The sequence below is a fragment of the Pseudomonas sp. TWI923 genome (assembly GCF_039673365.1).
Taxonomy (GTDB): Bacteria; Pseudomonadota; Gammaproteobacteria; order Pseudomonadales; family Pseudomonadaceae; genus Aquipseudomonas; species Aquipseudomonas sichuanensis.
On the sequence record NZ_JBDJLM010000009.1, the window covers coordinates 21,668 to 44,205 of the forward strand.

At 62.8% G+C, this 22,538-nt stretch carries 18 protein-coding genes; 8 read left to right on the forward strand and 10 right to left on the reverse strand.

All coding sequences use genetic code 11. From position 1 onward, the window contains the following. Window positions 1-64: 64 nt before the first annotated feature. From ABE459_RS06310 to ABE459_RS06320, 3 genes are all read right to left on the reverse strand, one after another. Window positions 65-343 (reverse strand): helix-turn-helix transcriptional regulator, encoded by a 279-nt coding sequence (locus ABE459_RS06310; protein WP_062360088.1) that lies wholly within the window; start codon window positions 341-343, stop codon window positions 65-67. Continuing rightward, window positions 340-1,665 carry a HipA domain-containing protein gene (locus tag ABE459_RS06315; protein ID WP_323830809.1) on the reverse strand — a complete coding sequence of 442 codons (1,326 nt, stop codon included), beginning with the start codon at window positions 1,663-1,665 and terminating at the stop codon, window positions 340-342. Before ABE459_RS06315 ends, ABE459_RS06310 begins: the two co-directional genes overlap by 4 nt. Window positions 1,666-1,876: 211 nt before the next feature. Continuing rightward, complete coding sequence (locus ABE459_RS06320) at window positions 1,877-2,776, reverse strand: homocysteine S-methyltransferase family protein (RefSeq protein ID WP_028689988.1); 900 nt, start codon at window positions 2,774-2,776, stop codon at window positions 1,877-1,879. Between the two features lie 105 nt (window positions 2,777-2,881). On the opposite strand from ABE459_RS06320, the gene ABE459_RS06325 reads away from it, so the two are divergent. Continuing rightward, the gene (locus ABE459_RS06325; RefSeq protein ID WP_323830808.1) at window positions 2,882-3,703 is read left to right on the forward strand and encodes an ABC transporter substrate-binding protein; all 822 of its coding nucleotides are present in this window, start codon (window positions 2,882-2,884) and stop codon (window positions 3,701-3,703) included. Further along, window positions 3,700-4,521 carry an amino acid ABC transporter permease gene (locus ABE459_RS06330; protein WP_258705390.1) on the forward strand — a complete coding sequence of 274 codons (822 nt, stop codon included), beginning with the start codon at window positions 3,700-3,702 and terminating at the stop codon, window positions 4,519-4,521. Before ABE459_RS06325 ends, ABE459_RS06330 begins: the two co-directional genes overlap by 4 nt. 67 nt (window positions 4,522-4,588) lie before the next feature. Here ABE459_RS06330 and oadA read toward each other — a convergent pair whose 3' ends face one another. Then, on the reverse strand, window positions 4,589-6,397 hold the full coding sequence (gene oadA, locus ABE459_RS06335; protein ID WP_110995085.1) for a sodium-extruding oxaloacetate decarboxylase subunit alpha: 1,809 nt from the start codon (window positions 6,395-6,397) through the stop codon (window positions 4,589-4,591). A gap of 98 nt (window positions 6,398-6,495) precedes the next feature. Then, window positions 6,496-7,911, reverse strand: a complete 1,416-nt coding sequence (locus ABE459_RS06340) for an acetyl-CoA carboxylase biotin carboxylase subunit (RefSeq protein ID WP_125466102.1) — start codon at window positions 7,909-7,911, stop codon at window positions 6,496-6,498. 204 nt (window positions 7,912-8,115) lie between these two features. On the opposite strand from ABE459_RS06340, the gene ABE459_RS06345 reads away from it, so the two are divergent. After that, complete coding sequence (locus tag ABE459_RS06345; RefSeq protein ID WP_190306097.1) at window positions 8,116-9,063, forward strand: LysR family transcriptional regulator; 948 nt, start codon at window positions 8,116-8,118, stop codon at window positions 9,061-9,063. Here ABE459_RS06345 and ABE459_RS06350 read toward each other — a convergent pair. Next, entirely contained in the window at window positions 9,005-9,223 is a 219-nt protein-coding gene (locus ABE459_RS06350) for a hypothetical protein (protein ID WP_110995082.1), read from the reverse strand. The genes ABE459_RS06345 and ABE459_RS06350 overlap by 59 nt on opposite strands. Window positions 9,224-9,503: 280 nt before the next feature. Next, on the reverse strand, window positions 9,504-10,370 hold the full coding sequence (gene hexR, locus ABE459_RS06355; RefSeq protein WP_110995081.1) for a transcriptional regulator HexR: 867 nt from the start codon (window positions 10,368-10,370) through the stop codon (window positions 9,504-9,506). A gap of 103 nt (window positions 10,371-10,473) precedes the next feature. Between hexR and zwf the strand changes: the two genes are divergently transcribed. Beyond that, window positions 10,474-11,916 (forward strand): glucose-6-phosphate dehydrogenase, encoded by a 1,443-nt coding sequence (gene zwf / locus ABE459_RS06360; protein WP_125466104.1) that lies wholly within the window; start codon window positions 10,474-10,476, stop codon window positions 11,914-11,916. Between the two features lie 42 nt (window positions 11,917-11,958). Here the strand turns inward: zwf and ABE459_RS06365 are convergent, their stop codons facing one another. After that, the gene (locus ABE459_RS06365) at window positions 11,959-14,835 is read right to left on the reverse strand and encodes an EAL domain-containing protein (protein WP_125861179.1); all 2,877 of its coding nucleotides are present in this window, start codon (window positions 14,833-14,835) and stop codon (window positions 11,959-11,961) included. A gap of 240 nt (window positions 14,836-15,075) precedes the next feature. Here ABE459_RS06365 and uvrD point away from each other — a divergent pair, with 240 nt between their 5' ends. The 3 genes from uvrD to ABE459_RS06380 all read left to right on the forward strand — a co-directional run bounded on the left by uvrD (window position 15,076) and on the right by ABE459_RS06380 (window position 18,903). Beyond that, entirely contained in the window at window positions 15,076-17,259 is a 2,184-nt protein-coding gene (gene uvrD / locus ABE459_RS06370; RefSeq protein ID WP_323830807.1) for a DNA helicase II, read from the forward strand. A 270-nt stretch (window positions 17,260-17,529) separates the two neighbouring features. Then, window positions 17,530-18,381, forward strand: coding sequence for a TIM44-like domain-containing protein (locus ABE459_RS06375; protein ID WP_110995077.1), 852 nt, complete (start codon window positions 17,530-17,532; stop codon window positions 18,379-18,381). 114 nt (window positions 18,382-18,495) lie between these two features. Next, the gene (locus tag ABE459_RS06380; RefSeq protein ID WP_125466107.1) at window positions 18,496-18,903 is read left to right on the forward strand and encodes an SMI1/KNR4 family protein; all 408 of its coding nucleotides are present in this window, start codon (window positions 18,496-18,498) and stop codon (window positions 18,901-18,903) included. Window positions 18,904-19,043: 140 nt separating this feature from the next. On the opposite strand, the gene ABE459_RS06385 is transcribed toward ABE459_RS06380, so the two are convergent. Beyond that, window positions 19,044-20,804, reverse strand: a complete 1,761-nt coding sequence (locus ABE459_RS06385; protein ID WP_125466108.1) for a cation:proton antiporter — start codon at window positions 20,802-20,804, stop codon at window positions 19,044-19,046. 325 nt (window positions 20,805-21,129) lie between these two features. On the opposite strand from ABE459_RS06385, the gene ABE459_RS06390 reads away from it, so the two are divergent. Continuing rightward, window positions 21,130-21,615, forward strand: a complete 486-nt coding sequence (locus ABE459_RS06390) for an acyl-CoA thioesterase (protein WP_110995074.1) — start codon at window positions 21,130-21,132, stop codon at window positions 21,613-21,615. Here the strand turns inward: ABE459_RS06390 and pdxY are convergent. Next, a complete protein-coding gene (gene pdxY / locus ABE459_RS06395) occupies window positions 21,612-22,484 on the reverse strand; it encodes a pyridoxal kinase PdxY (protein ID WP_110995073.1) in 873 nt (290 codons plus the stop codon). The two genes, ABE459_RS06390 and pdxY, sit on opposite strands and share 4 nt — an antisense overlap. Between the last annotated feature and the right edge of the window lie 54 nt (window positions 22,485-22,538).

Here is a 22,538-nt window from a genome sequence, read left to right on the forward strand (position 1 = left end):
GTCGCGGGGCAAGTCACATCGGCGCACCGCCGCTCCAACACTTGCGACTTGCTCCGCGATGCAGTCAACCGATCTGCCGGTGACGACTGACCACACCCATTTTCAACCCGAACGGCTTGAACACTGCATTCAGCGACTTGAGCGTGGGGTTGCCTTCCCCCTGCTCGATCTGAATCAGCGTGCGAACCGAAATCTTGCACATCTTCGCAAACTGCGCCTGCTGCATCTTGGCCACCTCGACACGCAAGCGGCGCACTGCCGCGCCGAGTTCCAGGCTGCCGTCGGCGATACCTTCGCGCACAGCATCGATCAACAACCCGCGTACATCGATGGAAACTGTCATGCCAGCCCCCAGGCGGTCAGCCGCCGTTGCAGCGAACCGAGGGCAATGGCCGGATGGTTCATTACCGCATCAGAGAGCCCCATATCGGACAGGATGTCCGGCAATGCCAGCAGGTTGCCGGCATCCTGGCGCAGGCGCTGGAAGGCCTGCTCCGGATCCATAAGAGGCGCCAAGGCATCAGAGGCCGCCCGCCAGTCGATTTCGCCAGCACGCTCGATGGGTGTCGGCCATTTGGTCGTCCGGGTGATCCCTTCCTGGTCCATGACCATCGGTGCCAAGTCATAGATAGGCGCCAGGCGCACCGCATCACGCGTGCGGATGATGGCCGTGTTGCGCCCATGGTTGTCAGCGTTGCCCAGAATCTTGTTGATCAGGTCTCGGCGCAAATAATCCGCAATCATTTCAGGCACTTCACCTTTCTGCCCTGCTTCTATCCACAGCCCGACCAAAGCCTCTATCACCTCCAGATGTCCCATTCGGCTACCGGCTTCGGTCACGCCGCACAATGCATACACCGACTCCACCGCGAACCGCTCTACCCCTTGGGCTGTGACCTGACGGTCGAAGCGTTCCATCCAGAGGCTTGGCTTGCTGCCTTCTTCCAGCGCCATGTACGAGCTGGCCACCGTTTCCAGGCCAAGCTGTTGCAAGGCTTTGTAGTAAAAGTGCTCAGCACGCAGGATGTCCTGGTCGTTGGCCAAGGCCTGATTTCTGGCGAACTTGATGAACCAGTGACGCTGGGCGCGCTCATCGGCAAGTACCGCGTCCGGATAAAGCCGGCCATCAGCGTCTTCGGTCATCAACAGCTTTGGCGCTTCCCCGCCGGCACCTGTTGCGCCGCCGATCGCCGCTCCCTGCTCATAGGCGTACTCCAGAAAGCGTTGATCCCGCGTGACAACGTCCTCCCGGGTAAAGCCCAAGGGATCTGCCAGATCCAGCTGTTCGGTCGACTCCTTGATACGCAAGTTACCAACTGGTGCGGGTGTGCAGCGCCCCAACAGAAACAGGTCATCGCCGATGTCTGCCGGTTTCTCACGGCCTATGTGCCTGAGCAGGAAGCGCTTGGCCGCACCTGCAGGGGCGATGTCATATAGGAATGCAGGGGCGTGTGCCAGCCGATGAGCACCAAAATCGACGGGGAGCCTGGCGCTTACCGCTTGGCAGAACAGGCTGTCGTAGGCGTCTGTATGGTTTTTTACGTAATCGGAGGTGTAGGCGAATTCGCAGGGGCTGAGCAAACTTTGCTCAGGCTCAGCAAAATTCAAAGCCATGGCGTCATGCCATTGGCCGTTGGTATATAGCTGGAGCGTCAGTCTGCTCATTGAACACCTGCAATTTACTGCACTTTTTGCATCGAGACCTGGATAAGTCTGCAGTATAGTGCAGATTCAGACGACAACATCGTTTGAATCTGCATTTGAATGCACTTATGGATCCTGCGACGACAAAAAGCTGCAGCAAAGTGCAGTTTAAAAACCATGGGGATACTAGTCCCATTGGCCCACCCTCAGCTGCAGGCCACGATCTACCTCGTCAAACCAACTTCGCCTTGAGCTCGGCAATGTGCTCCGGGCCGATCCCGCAGCACCCGCCGACCAAGCTGGCACCGCGCTGGCGCCAGTTCTGTGCCCAACTCAGGTAGCCCGGTGGGTCCAGGTCTTCGCGCAGCTCATCCAGGCCATCATTGGCCGTTGCATCCTTGGGCTGGGGCGGGAAGGCGTTGGCGTAGGCACCGATGGCGATATCGGCACCCAGGCGCTCGAATGCTGCCTTGGCGGCATCGATGGCATCACCAATCACTTCGGGCTGGCTGCAGTTGAACAGCAACACCTGCGCACCAAGCGCGGCAACGGCTTCGGCGGCTTGCGCGACCGGTTCGCCCGAGCGCAGCCGTGGCACGTCATCGACGTCTTCATCGCGCAGGGTGAACGACACCCAGAACGGCTTGCCATCGCGCGGCAGCTGCGCGTGGATGGCACGCACTTCCGCGATCGAACTCTGGGTTTCCGCCAGCCACAGGTCGACATGCTCGGCCAGGCCTTCAAGCAACGGCGTCAGCACTGCGGCGACCTGTTGCGGCTGGAACAGGTCTGGGCGATAGGAACCGAACAGCGGCGGCAAGGAACCGGCGACCCGCACCTTACCCCCGGCAGCATCGGCAGCCGCCCGTGCCAATTGCCCTGCTGTTTGTGCCAGGGCGTAGCCCTCTTTGGCAAAACGCGCTTCGCCGATATGAAAGGGCACTACCGCATAGCTGTTGCTGGTGATCACTTCGGCACCCGCCGCGATGTAGGCGGCATGGACGGCCACTACGGCCTCCGGCGCCTCGCTCAGCGCCAGCGCCGACCACTCCGGCTGACGAAATGGCGCACCCCGGCGCTGCAATTCCCGCCCCATGCCGCCATCCAGAATAACCAACGACCGTTCGCCCATATGCCATTCACTTATATTGATATGAATAAAATTCACTAGTTAGTACATGCTTATAACTATTAAATATCAAACATCCTTTATTCAAGCACTTTTTCAGGTATCTCCATGCGTTTACCAACCTTGCTGGGCGCCGGTCTCCTTGCCCTGAGCGCTGCTACTCAAGCCTTCGCAGGCGCCACACTGGAACGCGTGGAAACCCGCAAGGAACTGGTCAATGTGCTGATGGAGAGCTACCCGCCGTTCTCTTTCCTCAACGAGCAGAATCAGCTCGACGGCTTCGATGTGGACGTGGCCAAGGCAGTCGCCGAAAAACTGGGCGTGAAGCTGCGCCTGGAAACACCCTCCTGGGATGTGATCGCTGCGGGCCGTTGGAGCGGCCGCTACGACATCTGCATCTGCTCGATGACGCCGAGCAAGGCGCGCGCCGAAGTGTTCGACTTCCCGGTGGAGTACTACGCCTCGCCGGCGGTGATCGTGGTCAACGCCAAGGACGAGCGCATCCACTCGGCCAAGGACCTGGAAGGCCGCAAGGTCGGCCTGACCAGTGCCTCCAGCTACGAGAGCTACCTGAACAAGAACCTGGTGATCGAAGGCGCCGAAGACCGCAAGATCGACTACCCCTTCGACTTCGTCCAGGCCGCCCCGTACGACACCGACAACGTTGCCTTCCAGGACCTCGGCCTGGGCGCCGGCGTGCGCCTGGATGCAATCCTGACCAACCTGGTGACCGCGCAACCCCGCCTGGACCAGGACAAGCGTTTCAAGTTGGCCGGAGCGCCGTTGTATGAAGAGCCCAACTCGGTGGCCATCGAAAAAGGCGACCCAGAATGGGATGCCAAGGTGCGCCAGGTGTTCGCCGAGCTGAAAGCCGAGGGTACGCTGGCGAAGCTTTCGCAGAAGTGGATCGGCGCCGACATCAGTAAATGAGTGCACATCAACCTGCTCCCAAACCCGTCGTCATATCGACGGGCTCGCGCCTGCTCGGCTTTCGCAGCCGGCTGTACCTGACGTGGCTGGTATTGTTGCTGCTCTTCGTGGGCTTTTTCTTAAACTTTGATCTGAAATTCTCGATCATCGTGGAAAAATTCCCCAACCTTGCAGGCTTGCGGCTTGGCCCCAACGGCTTTTTGCAAGGCGCCGCGCTGACCCTGTTCCTGTGCATCTGCTCGATGTTCACCTCGGTGCTGCTGGGCTTTGCCGCCGCCTTGGCAAGGCTGTCCAGCAGTGCGGTGCTGTTTGGCGTGGCGAGTTTCTACACCTCGTTCTTTCGCGGCACACCGCTGTTGATCCAGATTCTGCTGATCTACCTGGGCCTGCCACAGCTGGGCCTGGTGCCGGGCGCCATCGCCGCCGGGATCATCGCCCTGTCACTGAACTACGGCGCCTACCTGAGCGAGATCTTCCGCGCCGGCATCATCGGCGTCGCCGTCGGCCAGCGCCAGGCGGCCCTGGCCCTGGGCATGCGCCCGGCAGCGATCTTCTGGCACATCACCCTGCCCCAGGCCATGCGCACCATCATCCCGCCGAGCGCCAACCAGTTCATCTCGATGCTCAAGGACTCGTCGCTGATTTCGGTGATGGGTGTCTGGGAAGTGATGTTCCTGGCCCAGTCCTACGGCCGCTCCAGCTATCGCTACCTGGAGATGCTGACCACCGCGGCGGTAATCTACTGGGTGCTGTCGATTCTGCTGGAGCTGGTGCAGGCCCGGCTGGAGCGGCATTTCGGCAAGGGTTACCAACGCTGAACGGCAGGCGAAAAAAAGGGGAGCATTCGCTCCCCAGAGGTTAACCGCTTGTAGATGAAGGCTTATCTCAGCCTTCGATCTCGATCAGGATCTCGCCCGGGGTGACCCGGTCGCCCTTGGCCACATGGATGGCCACGACCTTGCCGGCGATCGCCGCCTGGACTTCGGTCTCCATCTTCATGGCTTCGGTGATCAGCACCGCTTGACCGGCCTTGACCACGTCACCTTCCTTGACCAGCACATCGACGATGTTGCCCGGCATGGTGGTGCTGACGTGGCCCGGTGCGCTGGCCTGCTTGCGCTTGCTGCTGCCACCGCCGACGAACTCGTTGAGTGGCTCGAACACCACTTCTTCCGGCATGCCGTCGATGGACAGGTAGAAGTGACGCTTGCCTTCAGCCTTGACGCCCACGCCGGTGATGTCGACGCGGTAGGTTTCACCGTGCACGTCGATGACGAACTCGGTCGGCACGCCTTCACCGCCCACCGAACCCACCGCGCCGGCTTCCGGAATCGGCAGCAGGGCTTCGGGGGTGAGGGTGCCGGCTTCGCGCTCTTCGAGGAACTTGCGCCCGATGTCCGGGAACATGGCGAAGGTCAGCACGTCTTCTTCACTGCGCGCCAGGGCGCCGATGTCACTGCGCAGCTTGGCCATTTCCGGCTTGAGCAGGTCGGCCGGGCGCACGTCGATCACTTCTTCGCTGCCGATGGCCTGGCGGCGCAGTTGCTCGTTGACCACGCCCGGGGCCTTGCCGTAGCCGCCCTGCAGGTACAGCTTCACTTCGTTGGTGATGGTCTTGTAGCGCTCGCCGGCCAGCACGTTGAAGAACGCCTGGGTGCCAACGATCTGCGAGGTCGGGGTGACCAGCGGCGGGAAGCCAAGGTCTTCCCGCACCCGTGGGATCTCTGCCAGCACTTCACCCATGCGGTTGAGCGCACCTTGCTCCTTGAGCTGGTTGGCCAGGTTGGAAATCATCCCGCCCGGTACCTGGTTGACCTGCACGCGGGTATCCACGGCGGTGAACTCGCTCTCGAACTGGTGGTACTTCTTGCGCACGGCGTAGAAATACAGGCCGATTTCCTGCAGCAGCTCCAGGTCCAGGCCGGTGTCGAACTCGCTGCCCTTGAGCGCGGCGACCATCGATTCGGTGCCTGGGTGGCTGGTGCCCCAGGCGAAGCTGGAAATGGCGGTATCGATGTGGTCGACACCGTTTTCAACGGCCTTGAGCTGGCACATCGCGGCCAGGCCGGCGGTGTCGTGGGAGTGGATGAACACCGGCAGCGACTGCTCGGCCTTGAGCGCCTTGACCAGCTCGCCGGTGGCGAACGGGGTCAGCAGGCCGGCCATGTCCTTGATCGCCACCGAGTCGCAACCCATGGCTTCCATCTGCTGGGCCTGCTTCACGAAGGCATCGATGGTGTGCACGGGGCTGGTGGTGTAGGCGATGGTGCCCTGGGCGTGCTTGCCTGCGGCCTTGACGGCCTCGATGGCCACGCGCAGGTTACGCACGTCGTTCATGGCATCGAAGATGCGGAACACGTCGATACCGTTGACCGCAGCCTTGGCGACGAAGGCTTTGACCACGTCGTCGCTGTAATGGCGGTAGCCCAGCAGGTTCTGGCCGCGCAGGAGCATCTGCAGGCGGGTGTTGGGCAGTGCGCTGCGCAGCTTGCGCAGGCGCTCCCACGGGTCTTCTTTCAAGAAACGCACGCAGGCGTCGAAGGTGGCGCCGCCCCAGACTTCCAGCGACCAGTAGCCGACTTTGTCGAGCTTGTCGCAGATCGGCAGCATGTCTTCGGTGCGCATGCGGGTGGCCAGCAGGGACTGGTGGGCGTCGCGCAGGATCGTGTCGGTAACAAAGATTTTCTTGGACATTATTCTCTCCTCGTAGCGACAAGCTTCAAGCTACAAGCCGCAAGAAAAAGCTGATCTGCTTCTACTTGCAGCTTGCCGCTTATAGCTTGTAGCTGCATTCATAGGCCTGCGTGGGCGGCGATGGCGGCGGCGATGGCCAGGGCCAGCTCTTCGGGTTTGCGCTTGATCGAGTAGTTGGTCAGTTCGGGGTGGCTTTCGACGAAGCTGGTGTTGAACTGGCCGCTACGGAATTCCGGGTTGCGCAGGATTTCCTGGTAATACGCGGCGGTGGTCTTCACCCCCTGCACACGCATGTCGTCCAGGGCCCGCAGGCCGCGGTCCATGGCTTCTTCCCAGCTCAGCGCCCAGACCACCAGTTTCAGGCACATGGAGTCGTAGAACGGTGGAATGGTGTAGCCGGTGTAGATCGCCGTGTCGGTGCGCACGCCCGGGCCGCCGGGGGCGTAGTAACGGGTGATCTTGCCGAAGCTGGGCAGGAAGTTGTTCTTCGGGTCTTCGGCGTTGATGCGGAACTGCAGGGCGAAGCCGCGGTGCTGGATGTCTTCCTGCTTGATCGACAGCGGCAGGCCCGAGGCGATGCGGATCTGCTCGCGGACGATATCGATGCCGGTGATTTCCTCGGTGATGGTGTGTTCCACCTGCACCCGGGTGTTCATTTCCATGAAGTACACCTCGCCCTCGGCGAGCAGGAACTCCACGGTACCGGCGTTCTCGTAATTCACCGCCTTGGCCGCGCGCACGGCCAGGTCGCCGATATAGGCGCGCTGCTCGGGGGTGAGCTGCGGGCTGGGGGCGATCTCGATGAGCTTCTGGTTGCGGCGCTGGATCGAGCAGTCGCGCTCGAACAGGTGCACCACATTGCCGAAGCTGTCACCGAGGATCTGCGCCTCGATGTGCTTGGGGTTGACGATGCATTTTTCCAGGAACACTTCTGCCGAGCCAAAGGCCTTGGTGGCTTCGGAAATGACCCGGGGGAAGTTCTGCTCCAGCTCTTCACGGCTGTTGCAGCGGCGAATGCCTCGCCCGCCACCGCCGGAAGTGGCCTTGAGCATCACCGGATAACCGATGCGGTCGCCTTCCTGCAGAGCTTCGTGGATGTCGGCAACGTTGCCTTCAGTGCCCGGGGTCACCGGCACACCGGCCTGGATCATGGTGCGGCGCGCTTCGGTCTTGTCGCCCATGCGGCGAATCACGTCAGCGGCCGGGCCGATGAACTTGACCCCGCGTTCGGCGCAGATCTCCGCCAGCTCGGCGTTTTCCGACAGGAAACCGTAGCCCGGGTGCAGGGCATCACAGCCGGTTTCCACAGCCAGGTTGACCAGCTTGCGCGGGTTCAGATAACCGGCCAGGGGCTCGGCACCAATGCTGTAGGCCTCATCGGCGCGCTTGACGTGCAAGGCGTGACGGTCGGCGTCGGAGTAGATCGCCACAGAGCGAATGCCCATCTCGGCGCAAGCGCGCACGATTCGAACTGCGATTTCACCCCGGTTGGCGATCAGGATTTTTTTTATCACTGGAGTCTTCCCAAAGCCGTAGGAACAGACGATCCGGTTTCACCGGTCGGCGCGTGACCAGACGTCGCTGGCCAGTCGCACAATCACCCTAGCGTTGTAGGTCGATAAACAAAAATCAATATTTGTTAGGGCCAGTATTAGCAAAGGCTTATAGTTCGGTAACAAGGTTTTGCCAAAACAGGTGAAAAAATGCGTAAGTCATTGATGCGTATGACATTGCGTCAGCTGCAGATCTTCAATGAGGTGTGTGATTTGCGCTCCTACAGCCGGGCGGCCGAGGAAATGGCGCTGACGCAACCCGCCGTAAGTCTACAGATACGTCAGCTCGAAGAACTGGTGGGCCAGCCGCTGTTCGAGTACGTCGGCAAGAAGCTCTACCTGACCGAGGCCGCCGAAGCGTTGCAACGCGCCAGCCGGGACATCTTCGGGCGCCTGGAGAACCTCGACATGCAGCTGTCGGACATGCAGGGCTCACTACAGGGTCAGTTGAAACTGGCGATCGAATCCAGCGCCAAGTACTTCGTGCCACACCTGTTCGCCGCCTTCAAGCAGCGCCACCCGGAGGTCAACCTGACCTTGACGGTGGTCAACCGGGCCCAGGCGATCAGGCGCCTGTCGGACAACCGCGACGACCTGATCATCATGTCCATGGTGCCCCAGGACATGGGGCTGGAGTTCCTGCCCTTCCTCAACAACCCGATCGTCGCCGTGGCGCCGCCGGACCACCCGCTGTGCAAGCTCGAGAGCCTGCGCCTGCAGGACCTTGAACCTCATACCCTGCTGGTCCGCGAGCAAGGCTCGGGCACGCGCAAGGCCTGCGAGGAGTTCTTCAAGGACAAGCGCGTGCACTTCACCCAGACCCTGGAGGTAGCCTCCACCGATTCGCAGCGTGAATGCGTGGTGGCGGGCCTCGGCATAGCCCTGCTGACCCGCCATGCGGTCAACCTGGAACTGGCCACCGGCCTGCTCAAGGAGCTGCCGGTCGAGGAGCTGCCGCTGTACCGCAGCTGGTGCATCGTGCAGGCCAAAGCCAAGCGCCAGTCACCGGTGGCCTTGGCGTTCCAGGCATTCATCCGCGGCGAACGTGCGCAAATCAGCGCACTTGTTGAGCGTTTTTCGGGGAAGTTGCCGCCGATACCTGCCACACCGTGATGTCCTGCAGCTCGGGGTAGTCGGCCAGCGAGCGCAGCAGCTCGCGGCGGTCGCAGTAGCTTTCGATCGCGCGGCGGAACTCCATGCGGCGCTGGTCCTTTTCCTGCTGCTTGCGAGCCTTGGCGTTGGGTTGGTACGAACCGTCGTGTTCACGTGCCATTGCCTGTCTCCCAGATAGGATGGGGGGGAGTTTCAGACTGGCGCTGCAGGTTTACCGTTTGGCGGTGGAAGGGTGACAGATTTATGAATCTTCGCTGTCTTTACCGACCATATCGCAGGCTTTGACCGCTCCCACAGGCCTGGCGCCTATCCTGTGGGAGCGGCTTTAGCCGCGAAGCAAGCGACAGGGTGCATGGCACCGGCTACGCCGGTGTTCGCGGCTAAAGCCGCTCCCACAGAGCCGGTGTCGCTTCAGAGGTTGGCGATGTGGCCCGTGCAGGTCAGTCGTCTGTAGCCTTGATCGACTTGGGCGACAAACGCAGGCTGCGCAAGCTGCGCTTCACGCTCTTGAGGTGGTTGACCAGGCTCGGGCCACGGGCCATGGCCACGCCCATGGCCAGCACGTCGATCACTACCAGGTGAGCAATGCGCGACGTCAGCGGGGTGTAGATTTCGGTGTCTTCGTGCACGTCGATCGCCAGGTTGACCGTCGACAGCTCGGCCAGCGGTGTCTGGCTGGGGCACAGGGTGATCAGGTTGGCACCGCTCTCGCGCACCAGGTTGGCGGTGATCAGCAGGTCCTTGGAACGCCCCGACTGCGAGATGCACACTGCCACATCACCCGGCTTCAAGGTAACCGCCGACATCGCCTGCATGTGCGGGTCGGAATAGGCCGCCGCAGTGAGCAGCAGACGGAAGAACTTGTGCTGGGCGTCGGCGGCCACCGCGCCGGACGCGCCAAAACCATAGAACTCTACGCGCTGCGCCTGGGCCATGGCACTCACCGCTTGCTGCAGGGCCTGCGGGTCGAGGTGCTCACGCACTTCCATCAGTGTGTGCAAGGTAGTGTCGAAGATCTTCAGGCTGTAGTCGGCAACCGAGTCGTCTTCATGGATGGCGAACTGGCCGAAACTGGCCCCGGCGGCCAGGCTCTGCGCCAGCTTGAGCTTGAGGTCCTGGAAGCCCGAACAACCGATCGCCCGGCAGAATCGCACGATGGTCGGCTCGCTGATCCCCACGTTGTGCGCCAGGTCGGCCATCGAACTGTGCATGACGGCAGCCGGATCGAGCAGCACGTGGTCGGCCACTTTGAGTTCCGATTTGCGCAACAGGTGGCGCGATTGGGCGATATGTTGCAACAGATTCACGGTCTGGACTCGGTTATGATCGGCTGGCCGGGATGTAGCTTTCTTGTAGTTATACTACATGCTCGCCAACCCGCCCAGTTAAACGAACGTGGAGAGTGGTGGTTTGACTATACCTTGCGACATCCTGGTCTTCGGCGGCACCGGCGATCTGGCCTTGCACAAGCTGCTTCCGGCGCTCTACCACCTGTATCGCGAGGCCCGCCTGCACAATGCCGTGCGGATCATCTCACTGGCCCGCCGCCCGTTGCCGCGCAACGACTACGTCAAGCTCGCCGAACGCCACTGCCGCGCACAGATCGCCCGCCAGGACTTCGACGAGGAGGTCTGGCAGCGCTTCTCGGCGCGCCTGGACTACTTCCCCATGGACGCCGCGCAAAGTGCCGACTTCGGCCGCCTGGCGCGCTACCTGGGCGAGCCCGGCGGGCTGACACGCATCTACTACCTGGCCACCGCGCCCCAGCTGTTCGTGCCCATCGCCAACCACCTGCGCATCGCCGGCCTGGCCGACAACGAGGCGCGCATCGTGCTGGAAAAGCCCATCGGCCATTCGCTGGAGTCGGCCACCGCGATCAACGAAGCGATCGGCGAAGTGTTCGACGAGTCCCAGGTGTTCCGCATCGACCACTACCTGGGCAAGGAAACGGTGCAGAACCTCATGGCCCTGCGCTTCGCCAATGCCCTGCTGGAGCCGGTGTGGCGCAACAGCCAGGTGGACCATGTGCAGATCAGCGTCTGCGAAACCCTCGGCGTGGAGAGCCGCGGCGCCTACTACGACCGCGCCGGCGCCACCCGCGACATGTTGCAGAACCACCTGCTGCAGCTGCTGTGCCTGGTAGCCATGGAGCCGCCGGCGCAATTCGACGCCGAAGCCGTGCGGGACGAGAAGGTGAAGATCCTGCGCGCCCTCAAACCTATCACTGGCCAGGACGTGCAGGACAAGACGGTGCGCGGCCAGTATGGCGCCGGCAAGATCGGCGGCCAGGAAGTACCCGCCTACTACTTCGAGAAAGATGTCGACAACGACAGCGACACCGAGACCTTCGTCGCCGTCCAGGCGCACGTCGACAATTGGCGCTGGGCTGGGGTGCCGTTCTACCTGCGCACCGGCAAACGCATGGCGCGGCGCTCGTCGCAGATCGTCATCCAGTTCAAGCCGGTGCCCCACGAGCTGTTCAGTGGCGGCCAGGTCAACCAGTTGCTGATCCAGCTACAGCCGGACGAGCACATCAGCCTGCGCATGATGACCAAGAGCCCCGGCAAAGGCATGCGCCTGGCGCCCGTCGAGCTCGACCTCAACCTCGCCCAGGCGTTCGCCCAGACCCGCCGCTGGGACGCCTACGAGCGCTTGCTGCTGGATGTAATGGAAGGTGACTCCACGCTGTTCATGCGCCGAGACGAGGTGGAGGCCGCCTGGGCCTGGATCGACCCGATCCTGCAGGGCTGGGAAGAACACTTCCAGGCACCACGCCCTTACCCCGCCGGCAGCAACGGACCGGAGCAGGCCAACAGCCTGCTCGCGCGCCATGGCCAGGCCTGGCACCTGTAACGGCGCTGCAATCGCCTGGACAACGGCAGCGCCGCTCCCAGGCTAGCGCAACAGGTCGGCGGTCGGACGCTCAAGCAATGCCTGGAACGAGGCCGCGTCCACCGGCCGGCTGATCAGGTAGCCCTGCACCTCGTCGCAACCCTGCTCGCGCAGGAACTGCAGCTGCTCGGGGGTTTCCACACCCTCGGCCACCACTTGCAGTTGCAGGCTCTTGGCCATGGCAATGATCGCCCGGGTGATCGCCGCATCCTGGTTGCCGTCGTGCAGGCCACGGATGAATGCCTGGTCGATCTTCACGTAGTCCACCGGGAAGCGTTTCAGGTAGCTGAGCGATGAATAGCCGGTGCCGAAGTCGTCGATGGCCAATTTCACCCCCAATTCATGGAGCTGCTCGAAAGTGGCGATGATGTGCTCGACGCTGTCCAGCAACTGGCTTTCGGTGAGTTCCAACTCCAGCAGGTGCGGCGCCAGCCCCGACTCCTGCAGCACCTGGCGCACCAGGCTGACCAGCTTGCCCTGGCGCAGCTGGTACACCGACAGGTTGACCGAGACCCGCACTTCCAGCCCCTGGCGCAACCACTCACAGGCCTGCCAGCAGGCCTGGCGCAACACGAATTCGCCCATCGGCGCGATCAGCCCGGTCTCTTCCGCCAAACCGATGAATTCGCCCGGCGGCACCATGCCCCACTCCGGGTGCTGCCAGCGCACCAGCGCCTCGGCAGCATGCAGCTGGCCGGTGCGCAGGCACAACTTGGGCTGGTAGTAGACCAGCAGTTGGCCTTCGTCGATGGCCTTGCGCAGCTGGTTCTCCAGTTGCAGGCGCTCCAGGGTGCTGGCGCGCAGGCTCTCGGTGTAGAACTGGAAATTGTCGCCGCCCAGATGCTTGGCGTGCTGCTTGGCCATGTCGGCCTGGCTGACCAGCGCATTGAGGTCGAAGGTGGCATCCGACAGCACGCTGATACCCACCGACGCGCTGATCACTACTTCATGCCCACCCAAGCGCTGCGGCACCCGCAGCTTGTCGAGCAGCCGCGTGGTGACCCGCACCAGGCTGGAAAGGTTGGTGTAACCGTCGAACAGTATGGCGAACTCGTCACCCGACAGCCGCGCCACGGTATCGGCCTCCGGTACCGCGTTGGCGATCCGCTGGGCCGTCTTCTTGAGTAACTGGTCGGCCAGCTCATGGCCGAGGCTCTCGTTGAGCAGCTTGAAGCGATCCAGGTCGATGTGCAGCAAGGCCAGGCTGCGCCCATTCAAGCGGATGCGCTGGGCGGCCTCGTGCAGGCGCAGGCGGAACAACGCCCGGTTGGCAAGCCCGGTCAGATCGTCGTAGTGCGCCAGGTAGCGCAAGCGCTCCTCTGACTCGCGGCGGGCCGATAGATCGGTATAGAAGCCGACGATGTTGGCGATGCGGCCGCGCGCATCACGCACGCTGTTGAGCTGCAACCACTGCGGGTAGAGCTCGCCGCTCTTGCGCGCCTCAACCAGTTCGCCCTGCCAGCGCCCCTGCTGCTCCAGCGCCTGATCGATGGCCTGGCTGTGCCGCCGCGCATCGCGACTGCAGGGCAGTTCCAGGGCGTTGCGGGCGATCAGCTCGGCACGGCCGTAGCCGGTGACATCGCAGAACGCCTGGTTGACCGCCAACAACTGGAAGCTTGCGTCGAGGATCGCGATGCCTTCGCTGGCGGCCTCGAATACCGTGGCGGCCAGGCGTTGCTGTTCTTCCTGCTCCTTGTGCGCGGAGATATCACGACGGGTGCCAAGCATGCGCACCACCTTGCCGTCGACATCGCGCTCTACCGCCCGGCCGCGGTCCTCGATCCAGCACCAGTGGCCCTGCGCATGGCGTACCCGGTACTCGACCCGGTAGTCCTCGGTGCGCCCTTTGAGATGCTCGACCAAGGTGCGCCGCAGCAGCGGCAGGTCATCGGGATGCAGCCGGGGCTTGAGGTCGGCGCGTACCGAGCGGACCTGGTCGCCATCGAGGCCGAACAGGGCGTGCAACTGGGTGTGATGAACCTCGTCGCTTTCCAGGTTCCAGTCCCAAAGGCCCAGCTCGCTGGCCTGCAGCGCCAGGGCCAGGCGTTGCTCGCTCTTGCTCAGCGCCTGGTTGGCCAGGTCCAGCTCATGGCTGCGCTGGGCCACGCGCTGTTCGAGGCCGTCATGGGCCAGGCGCAACTCGTCCTCGGCCTGGCGGCGTTGGCGAACTTCGGCGCTGAGCTGGTGGTTGAGGTCCTCGGCGTGGCGCTGGGTGCTTTGCAGGTGCTCGATCAATGCCTGGTTCTGAAAGCGCCGCAGCAGGCCGCGCTCGATCAGCCGATTGACCTGCCAGGCCACCACCATCAGGGCGCCCAGCAGAATCAGCCCCAGCCAACCCCAGCCACGCTGGTGGCCGGCGTCATAAGCGAACAGGAAAAGGGTCGGCGGCAACAGGCACGGCAAGGCGAAACTCAGAAATGCCGGCAGGCTGACGGCATAAGCAACGCTGGCCGACAACACCGCAGTGCCCAGCAGGCCGAACACCCAGGCCTGTTGCTCGAAGTTGTCCACAGGCACCAGGGCAATCGCCGCGCTGGCCAGCGTCAGCCCGCTGAAGGCGGAGCCGGCGAGGAACATGCGTCGCCAGTTTGGCCTGGCCTGGCGCGAGGGGGTCGCCGCCTCGAACGCCGCCACCTGGATCACCCGCAGGGCGACCAGCGCCAGCAGCCAGGCCAGCCATACGCTCACCAGCAGATAGCGCGCAGGGCTCCACAACAGCCAGGCGCAGAGCGTACCGGTCAGCAGCATGAACAGCGTGGGCAACAGGGAGCCCTGGTACAGCAGGCGGGTGCGCTCGATAGACAGCTGAGTGGCGAATTGCCTGCGAACGCTCCGTGTCGTCTCTGGCGATGCTCCGATCGCCATGCAATCCTGGGTCATAGGGCTGGTTTCTTGTTGTGTTTTTGTTATGGCAGACCACAAATGTGCAGGGAGAATACACAAGCGCCGCGCCGGACCAAACTGCTCCAGGTCATGATTTTGAAATTGTCCCGCCCGTCCAAATGCGACCGCTCAACCACGCAGGCTGGCGAGCCGTGCCGATGAACGGTAAATCGCCCGCCTGGTGATTTGCGTCGGCGGCGTTTGCCCCTGCCCCCTGCCCGGCCCTAGAATGGCCGGATGCGCAATGATGACCTCTCCCTCCTGCTGAACTCCCTCAACGACGCTCAACGCCAGGCCGTAGCGGCCCAGGTCGGGCGACAATTGGTCCTGGCCGGTGCCGGCTCGGGCAAGACCCGAGTGCTGGTGCACCGTATCGCCTGGCTGATCCAGGTCGTAGGGGCCTCCCCACATTCGATCCTGTCGGTGACCTTCACCAACAAGGCGGCGGCAGAAATGCGCCAGCGGATCGAGCAACTGCTGGGCATCAACCCGGCCGGCATGTGGGTCGGCACGTTCCACGGCCTGGCCCACCGCCTGTTGCGGGCGCACTGGCAGGAAGCGGGGCTGGTGCAGAACTTCCAGATTCTCGACAGCGACGACCAGCAACGCCTGATCAAGCGGGTGATCCGCGAGCTTGGCTTCGACGAGCAGAAGTGGCCGGCGCGCCAGGTCCAGTGGTTCATCAACGGCCAGAAGGACGAGGGCTTGCGCCCACGCCACATTCAGGCGGGCGGCGACCTCTACCTGACCACCATGCGCGACATCTATAACGCCTACGAACAAGCCTGCGAGCGCGCCGGGGTCATCGACTTCGCCGAGCTGCTGCTGCGCGCCCTCGACCTGTGGCGTGACCAGCCGGGCCTGCTCGAGCACTACCAGCGCCGCTTCCGGCACATTCTGGTGGACGAGTTCCAGGACACCAACGCCGTGCAGTACGCCTGGTTGCGCCTGCTCGGCGCCGGTGGCGACAGCCTGATGGCGGTGGGCGACGACGACCAGTCGATCTACGGCTGGCGCGGCGCGAAAATCGAGAACATCCACCAGTACACCAGCGACTTCCCTGACGCCGAGATGATCCGCCTGGAGCAGAACTACCGCTCCACCGGTGGCATCCTCAAGGCCGCCAACGCCCTGATCGCCAACAACAGCGGGCGCCTGGGCAAGGAGCTGTGGACCGACATGGGCGAGGGCGAGCCGATCACCCTCTACGCCGCGTACAACGAGCACGACGAAGCGCGCTACGTGGTCGAGACCATCGAAGGCCTGATCAAGCAGGGCAATGCGCGCAACGAAATCGCCATCCTGTACCGCTCCAACGCCCAGTCACGGGTGCTGGAAGAGGCCCTGCTGCGCGAACGTATTCCCTACCGCATCTACGGCGGCCAGCGCTTCTTCGAACGCGCCGAGATCAAGAACGCCATGGCCTACTTGCGCCTGCTCGAGGGCCGCGGCAACGACGCCGCCCTGGAACGGGTGATCAACGTGCCGCCGCGCGGCATCGGTGAGAAAACCGTGGAGGCCATCCGCGACCATGCCCGCCACAGCCAGGTGTCGATGTGGGAAGCGATGTGCCAGCTGCTCGCCGGCAAAGCGCTGAAGGGCCGCGCCGCCAGCGCCCTGGGCGCGTTCATCGAGCTGATCGAGCAGCTTGCCGCCAAGGTGCTGGACATGCCGCTGCACCTGATGACCCAGACGGTCATCGAGCATTCCGGGTTGATCATCTATCACCAGGAAGAAAAAGGCGAAAAGGGCCAGGCACGGGTAGAAAACCTTGAAGAACTGGTCAGCGCCGCACGCAACTTCGAGACCAGCGACGAAGATGCCGACCTGACGCCGTTGTCGGCGTTCCTCGGCCACGCTTCGCTGGAGGCCGGCGATACCCAGGCCGACGAGCACGAGGACAGCGTCCAGCTGATGACCCTGCACAGTGCCAAGGGCCTGGAATTCCCCTACGTGTTCCTGGTGGGCATGGAAGAAGGGTTGTTCCCGCACAAGATGAGCCTGGAAGAGCCTGGCCGTCTGGAAGAGGAACGCCGCCTGGCTTACGTGGGCATCACCCGGGCCATGCGCCAGCTGATCATGACCTACGCCGAGACCCGTCGCCTGTACGGCAGCGAAACCTACAACAAGGTGTCGCGTTTCGTACGCGAAATTCCGGCCGGTCTGGTTCAGGAAGTACGCCTGTCGAACTCGGTCAGCCGCCCGTTCGGCGGCGCCAAGGCCCCGGCCAGCAACCTGTTCGCCAACGCCAGCATTCCCGAGACCGCCTTCAACCTCGGCCAGCGCGTGCAGCACGCGGTGTTCGGTGAGGGCGTGATCCTCAACTTCGAGGGCGCAGGCGCGCAGGCACGGGTGCAGGTGAACTTCGCCGAAGGCAGCAAGTGGTTGATGCTGGGGTATGCGAAGCTCGAGGCTATCTGATGGCTTTGCGCCGCCCCATGTAGGAGCGGCCTTGCGCCGCGAAAGGGACGCGTAGCGGCCCTCTTTTTTGCCAGCGCCATCTTGCAGGAATGTCACCATTGCCCAAACAGGGGTCGCTCTGCGACCCTTTCGCGGCGCAAGGCCGCTCCTACAGGGCGACAGTCATCATTCTGTCAGGCAAAAGCTCGAAACATCTTGTCGCTAGCCATGGTCACAGGTTCATGTGCACCATGACGCGCGTGCAATCCACAAAATGGGAACCCCCAACTTATGCAACGTTTTCTTAGCATCGCTCTGGCGCTCTGCGTCGGCTTGACGCTGAGCCTCGACGCCAACGCCAAGCGCTTCGGCGGCGGCAAGAGCTCGGGCGCAGCGCCCATGCACCAGACTCGCCAGGCCGCACCGACCACACCTGCCGCCGCACCGACCGCTCCAGGCCGTGCACCGGCCGCCGCCAGCGGCGCTTCGCGCTGGCTGGGCCCTCTGGCCGGCCTCGCCGCCGGTGGCCTGCTGGCTTCCATGTTCATGGGTGACGGTTTCCAGGGCATGCAGATCATGGACTTCCTGATCATGGGCCTGATCGCCTTCCTGGTGTTCCGCTTCATCGCCGCGCGCCGTCGCCAGCAACAGCCGCAACACGCTGCTGCCGGCCACGCCCCGTACCAGCGCGAAGCCCAGCCGCAGGCCGCCCCGCAGTCGATCTTCGGCGGTTCCGCCGCGCCAGCCGCTGCCGCGCCGACCATCAACGCCCCGGCCTGGTTCAACGAAGCCAGCTTCCTCGCCGCCGCCCGTTCGCACTTCCAGTCGCTGCAGCAGCACTGGGACGCCAACGAGATGGACAAGATCGCCGAGTTCGTCACCCCGCAAATGCTCGACTTCCTCAAGCGTGAGCGCGCCGAACAGGGTGAAGGCTTCCAGTCCACCTATATCGACGACCTCGATGTACAGCTGGAAGGCGTCGACGACCGCGCCGACAAGACCATCGCCACTCTGACCTTCCGTGGCGTGTCGAAGACCTCGCGCTTCGACCAGGGCGAGGCTTTCAACGAGAGCTGGCACATGGAACGCGCCCAGGGCGAAAACCAGCCTTGGATGCTCGCCGGTATCCGCCAAAACGGTTAACCCGCGCACGTTGCACCAAAAACCCCGGGCCTGTCCCGGGGTTTTTGCTTTTGCCGGAGTCGACTACTAGGGTATAACGCGCAGCGTTGTCATAAAGGTCAGAGGATGTGAACCGTGGAAGAAGTGATCGAACAACTGCGTGAAGCCAACGAGCCGGTACCGGTGCCGCTGGAGCTGCCCGACGAAGACCAACTGGTCGAAATCGAGGAACAGCTGTTCATCAACATTCCGTTCGTGTTCAAGGAGTTCCTGCTGACCGTCAGCGATGTCGTGTACGGCTCGCTGGAACCTGTGACCGTCACCGACCCGCAATCCCATACCTACCTGCCGGACGTTGCCTCCAACGCCTGGGACGCCGGTGTACCGCGTGACCTGATCCCACTGTGCCAGGACGGCGACGACTACTACTGCGTCGAGGAAGACGGCACTGTTGTGCTGTGGTCCGCCGAAGAAGAAATCGTCACCGAAGAGAGCTGGGAATCAGTGTGGCACTGGGCACGGGATGTCTGGCTGGAAAGCTGAATGAGAAATACCCGCATAAAGTAATGGCTCATGGCCATTGAATACCCGTAAAATCGCCAGGCTTTCTGCGCCTGGCGACATCGCTACCGCTCCATCCCCTCGGACGACGATGAAATCTCGCGCAGAGAGCGTTCCCTCGCTCAGTGCGATTGATCGCGGTTGTTCTCCAGCGTCTCCAGCAAGGCGATCTGCATCCGCGTATGAACGCGGATGAACCAGCGCCACAGCAACGCCACCACCCCCGCCGCCACCACCGCAATGATCAGCAGCAGCTCGCTGGTTGGCAGGATGCTTGCCGACAGTGCCGACAGCAGCAGGAAAATCACCAGCAACGACAGCAGCGGGATCACTTCGGCGACCACCCTGCGCACACGTTGCGTGTGCCGCCCGGCCATCTCCGGCTTGACCCCCATCTCCGCCAGCAACATCGACAGCGCCTTGAGCTTGCGGTACGCCGCAATCAGGAACGGCAGCGACAGCAGCAACGCAGCCCCCCAGATCAGTGCCTTCTGCTGGCTGACATCCGCCACCCACTCGCTGAGCCATTCGCCGATGCGCCCGGCGAAATAACCGCCACTGAAGAAGATCGCGATCACCAGCGCCAGGTTGACCCCGACCTGCAACAGAATTCGCCGGATCATCGCCGCCAGCATCGCCCCCTCGCCCTGGGGCTGGATGCTGCGCAACCACTCGCCATACAGCGACAGCACCCGTGACAGGCGGCTCGGCATTACCTTGCCCAACTTGATCGACAGCGGGTCGGCCGCGCGGATCAGGTAGGGCGTGAGCAGCGTAGTGATGGCCGACACCGCCACCGCGACCGGATACAGGAAGTCACTGGTGACCTGCAGGGTCATGCCCAGCGCCGCGATGATGAACGAGAACTCTCCGATCTGCGAAAGACCCATGCCCACCCGCAGCGAAGTGCGCCCGTCATTGCCGGCGATGAATGCGCCCATGCCGCAGGAGAGCATCTTGCCCAGCACAACTGCCAGGGTGATCACCACGATTGGCCAGGCGTACTCGAGCAGAATCGAGGGGTCGATCATCAGGCCGATGGCAACGAAGAAGATGGCGCTGAACAGGTCGCGAACCGGCTCGATCAGCCGCTCGATCTTCAGCAGCTGGCGCGATTCGGCCATGATTGCACCGATCAGGAAGGCCCCCAGCACCATGCTGTACTCGAGTTTCACCACCAGCAGGCAGAAACCGAAGCACAGCCCCAGCACGGTGATCAGCAGCATTTCGTTGCTTTCGAATTTAGCCACATAGGCCAGCAGCCGCGGCACCAGCAGGATGCCGATGACCAGCGCGACGATCATGAACAGCGACAGCTTGCCCACCGTCGAGAACACTTCCCCGGAACTGACCGAGCCACTGACGGCGATGCCCGACAGCAACGCGATGATGCCGATGCCCAGGATGTCCTCGACGATCAGCACGCCGAAGATCAGCTGGGCGAAGCGCTCGTTCTTCATCTTCAGGTCGTTGAGCGCCTTGACGATGATGGTGGTCGAGGAAATGGCCAGGATGGCGCCGAGGAACAGCGAATCCATGGTGTTCCAGCCAAACCAGCGGCCGATCTCGAAGCCGATCCAGATCATCAGCACGATTTCCAGGAACGCGGCGATGAACGCCGTGGCCCCGACCTTGAACAGCTTGCGCAGGCTGAACTCAAGGCCCAGGCAGAACATCAGGAAGATCACCCCCAGTTCAGCGAGGGTCTTGATGGTGTCTTCGTCGTGGATCAGGCCGAAGGGAGGCGTATGCGGGCCGATGATGAAGCCGGCAACGATGTAGCCCAGCACCACGGGCTGCTTGAGACGATGGAAGAGGATGGTCACCACCCCGGCGACCAGCATGATCACCGCCAGATCCTGGATGAAGCTGATGGCATGCATGGCGCGAGTACTCCTTGTGTCAATGCACGTGGCGGACCACTCCTCCGTCGGAAACGTCTGACGCAGAAAGCAGGCACATACTGTTGTAATAGATGGAAAAGCCCACGTTGCATGGGCCCCGTCAGGTTAACATCGCGCCTTGCCGCAAAATGCCGATGCAATATGCAGAAACAGATCGGCCGAACCGGCGCCGCTGATGGCAAGATCGGCGTGACGATGGAGCGTCAGCCGACGTCCCGTACCAGGATGGGAAACCTCTATGAGGGGAACAGAAGTGTCAGCAGATACCAGCCCCGCTTCAGCGCAACTTCACCGTGAGCTCACTATGGAACCTGGAAACGCCCAGTTGACTATGACTGTCCTGATGACACCGGACATGGCCAACTTCTCTGGCAACGTACACGGCGGCACCCTGCTCAAGTACCTCGACGAAGTCGCCTACGCCTGCGCCAGCCGTTATGCCGGCACCTACGTGGTCACCTTGTCGGTGGACCAGGTGATTTTCCGCGAGCCTGTGCACGTCGGTGAGCTGGTGACCTTCCTGGCGTCGGTCAACTACACCGGCAATACCTCGATGGAGGTGGGCATCAAGGTGGTTACCGAGAACATCCGCGAGCGTTCGGTGCGCCATTCCAACAGCTGCTTCTTCACCATGGTCGCCGTGGACGATGATCGCCGCCCGGTGAAGGTGCCGCCGCGCCAACCGCTCAACAGCGAAGAGAAACGCCGCTTCCTTCAGGGCCAGCAGCGCCGCCAGATCCGCCAGGAGCTGGAGCAGCGCTATCAGGACCTGAAGACTGACGCCATTTAATAAACCAGGCGCTGCGCCTCGAAACGCACGCGCGGGTGGGCAATGCGGTCCTGGGCCCGCACCAGCTGCAGTTCGTAGCTGGCGCAGGCCTGGGTTTCCAGCAGCACCTCATGCACCGCGGCCGCTGCGAACTCGAACGCCTGCACCCAGCTGTCGCCGAGCAGCACCCGGGCCAGGAACAACCCTGAGGTAAGGTCGCCCACCCCCACCGGCTGACGCGGGAAGGCCAGCAGCGGGCGACGCAGGTGCCAGCTTTCCTTGGCCGTCACCAACAGCATCTCGAACGCATCCTCCGCGCGCCCCGGGTAACTCAGGTGCTTGACCAGCACCACCTGCGGCCCACGCTCCAGCAGCCCACGGGCCATGCCGACGCAATCTTCAAGGGACTGCGCCTTGCGCCCGCAGAAGCTGTCCAGCTCGAGCTGGTTGGGGCAGAGGATGTCGGCCTGGGCGGCGGCCTGCTCGAGCAGGAATTCGCTCACCTCGGCGGGCACGATGCAGCCTTTCTCGGCGTGGCCCATGACCGGGTCGCACAGGTACAGTGCCTTGGGGTTGACCGCTTTGATCCGCGCGACACCGGCCAGGATTGCCCGCCCTTGCTCGGCACTGCCCAGGTAACCCGACAGCACCGCATCGCAATGGCCCAGTTCGCCGATGTTGGAAATGCCTTCCACCAACGCAGGAATTTGCGCTGGAGCAAGCACTTCCCCCGACCACTGTCCATACTGAGTGTGATTGGAGAACTGCACGGTGTTGAGTGGCCAGACGTTGACCCCGACCCGTTGCATCGGAAACACCGCGGCGCTGTTGCCGGCATGTCCAAAGACCACGTGGGACTGAATGGCGAGCAGATGCGGTGTACGTTTCATGCAGGACGATTCCGAAACTGTGTGAACAAATGTGCGGCCCGCAGTATGAACCCG

What these genes read in the sequence shown, in the direction of transcription:
- ABE459_RS06310 (WP_062360088.1), bottom strand. Translation starts at nt 343, where the DNA reads ATGACAGTTTCCATCGATGTACGCGGGTTGTTGATCGATGCTGTGCGC.
- ABE459_RS06315 (WP_323830809.1), bottom strand. Translation starts at nt 1,665, where the DNA reads ATGAGCAGACTGACGCTCCAGCTATATACCAACGGCCAATGGCATGAC.
- ABE459_RS06320 (WP_028689988.1), bottom strand. Translation starts at nt 2,776, where the DNA reads ATGGGCGAACGGTCGTTGGTTATTCTGGATGGCGGCATGGGGCGGGAA.
- ABE459_RS06325 (WP_323830808.1), top strand. Translation starts at nt 2,882, where the DNA reads ATGCGTTTACCAACCTTGCTGGGCGCCGGTCTCCTTGCCCTGAGCGCT.
- ABE459_RS06330 (WP_258705390.1), top strand. Translation starts at nt 3,700, where the DNA reads ATGAGTGCACATCAACCTGCTCCCAAACCCGTCGTCATATCGACGGGC.
- oadA (WP_110995085.1), bottom strand. Translation starts at nt 6,397, where the DNA reads ATGTCCAAGAAAATCTTTGTTACCGACACGATCCTGCGCGACGCCCAC.
- ABE459_RS06345 (WP_190306097.1), top strand. Translation starts at nt 8,116, where the DNA reads ATGCGTATGACATTGCGTCAGCTGCAGATCTTCAATGAGGTGTGTGAT.
- ABE459_RS06350 (WP_110995082.1), bottom strand. Translation starts at nt 9,223, where the DNA reads ATGGCACGTGAACACGACGGTTCGTACCAACCCAACGCCAAGGCTCGC.
- ABE459_RS06365 (WP_125861179.1), bottom strand. Translation starts at nt 14,835, where the DNA reads ATGACCCAGGATTGCATGGCGATCGGAGCATCGCCAGAGACGACACGG.
- uvrD (WP_323830807.1), top strand. Translation starts at nt 15,076, where the DNA reads ATGCGCAATGATGACCTCTCCCTCCTGCTGAACTCCCTCAACGACGCT.
- ABE459_RS06375 (WP_110995077.1), top strand. Translation starts at nt 17,530, where the DNA reads ATGCAACGTTTTCTTAGCATCGCTCTGGCGCTCTGCGTCGGCTTGACG.
- ABE459_RS06385 (WP_125466108.1), bottom strand. Translation starts at nt 20,804, where the DNA reads ATGCATGCCATCAGCTTCATCCAGGATCTGGCGGTGATCATGCTGGTC.
- ABE459_RS06390 (WP_110995074.1), top strand. Translation starts at nt 21,130, where the DNA reads ATGGAACCTGGAAACGCCCAGTTGACTATGACTGTCCTGATGACACCG.
- pdxY (WP_110995073.1), bottom strand. Translation starts at nt 22,484, where the DNA reads ATGAAACGTACACCGCATCTGCTCGCCATTCAGTCCCACGTGGTCTTT.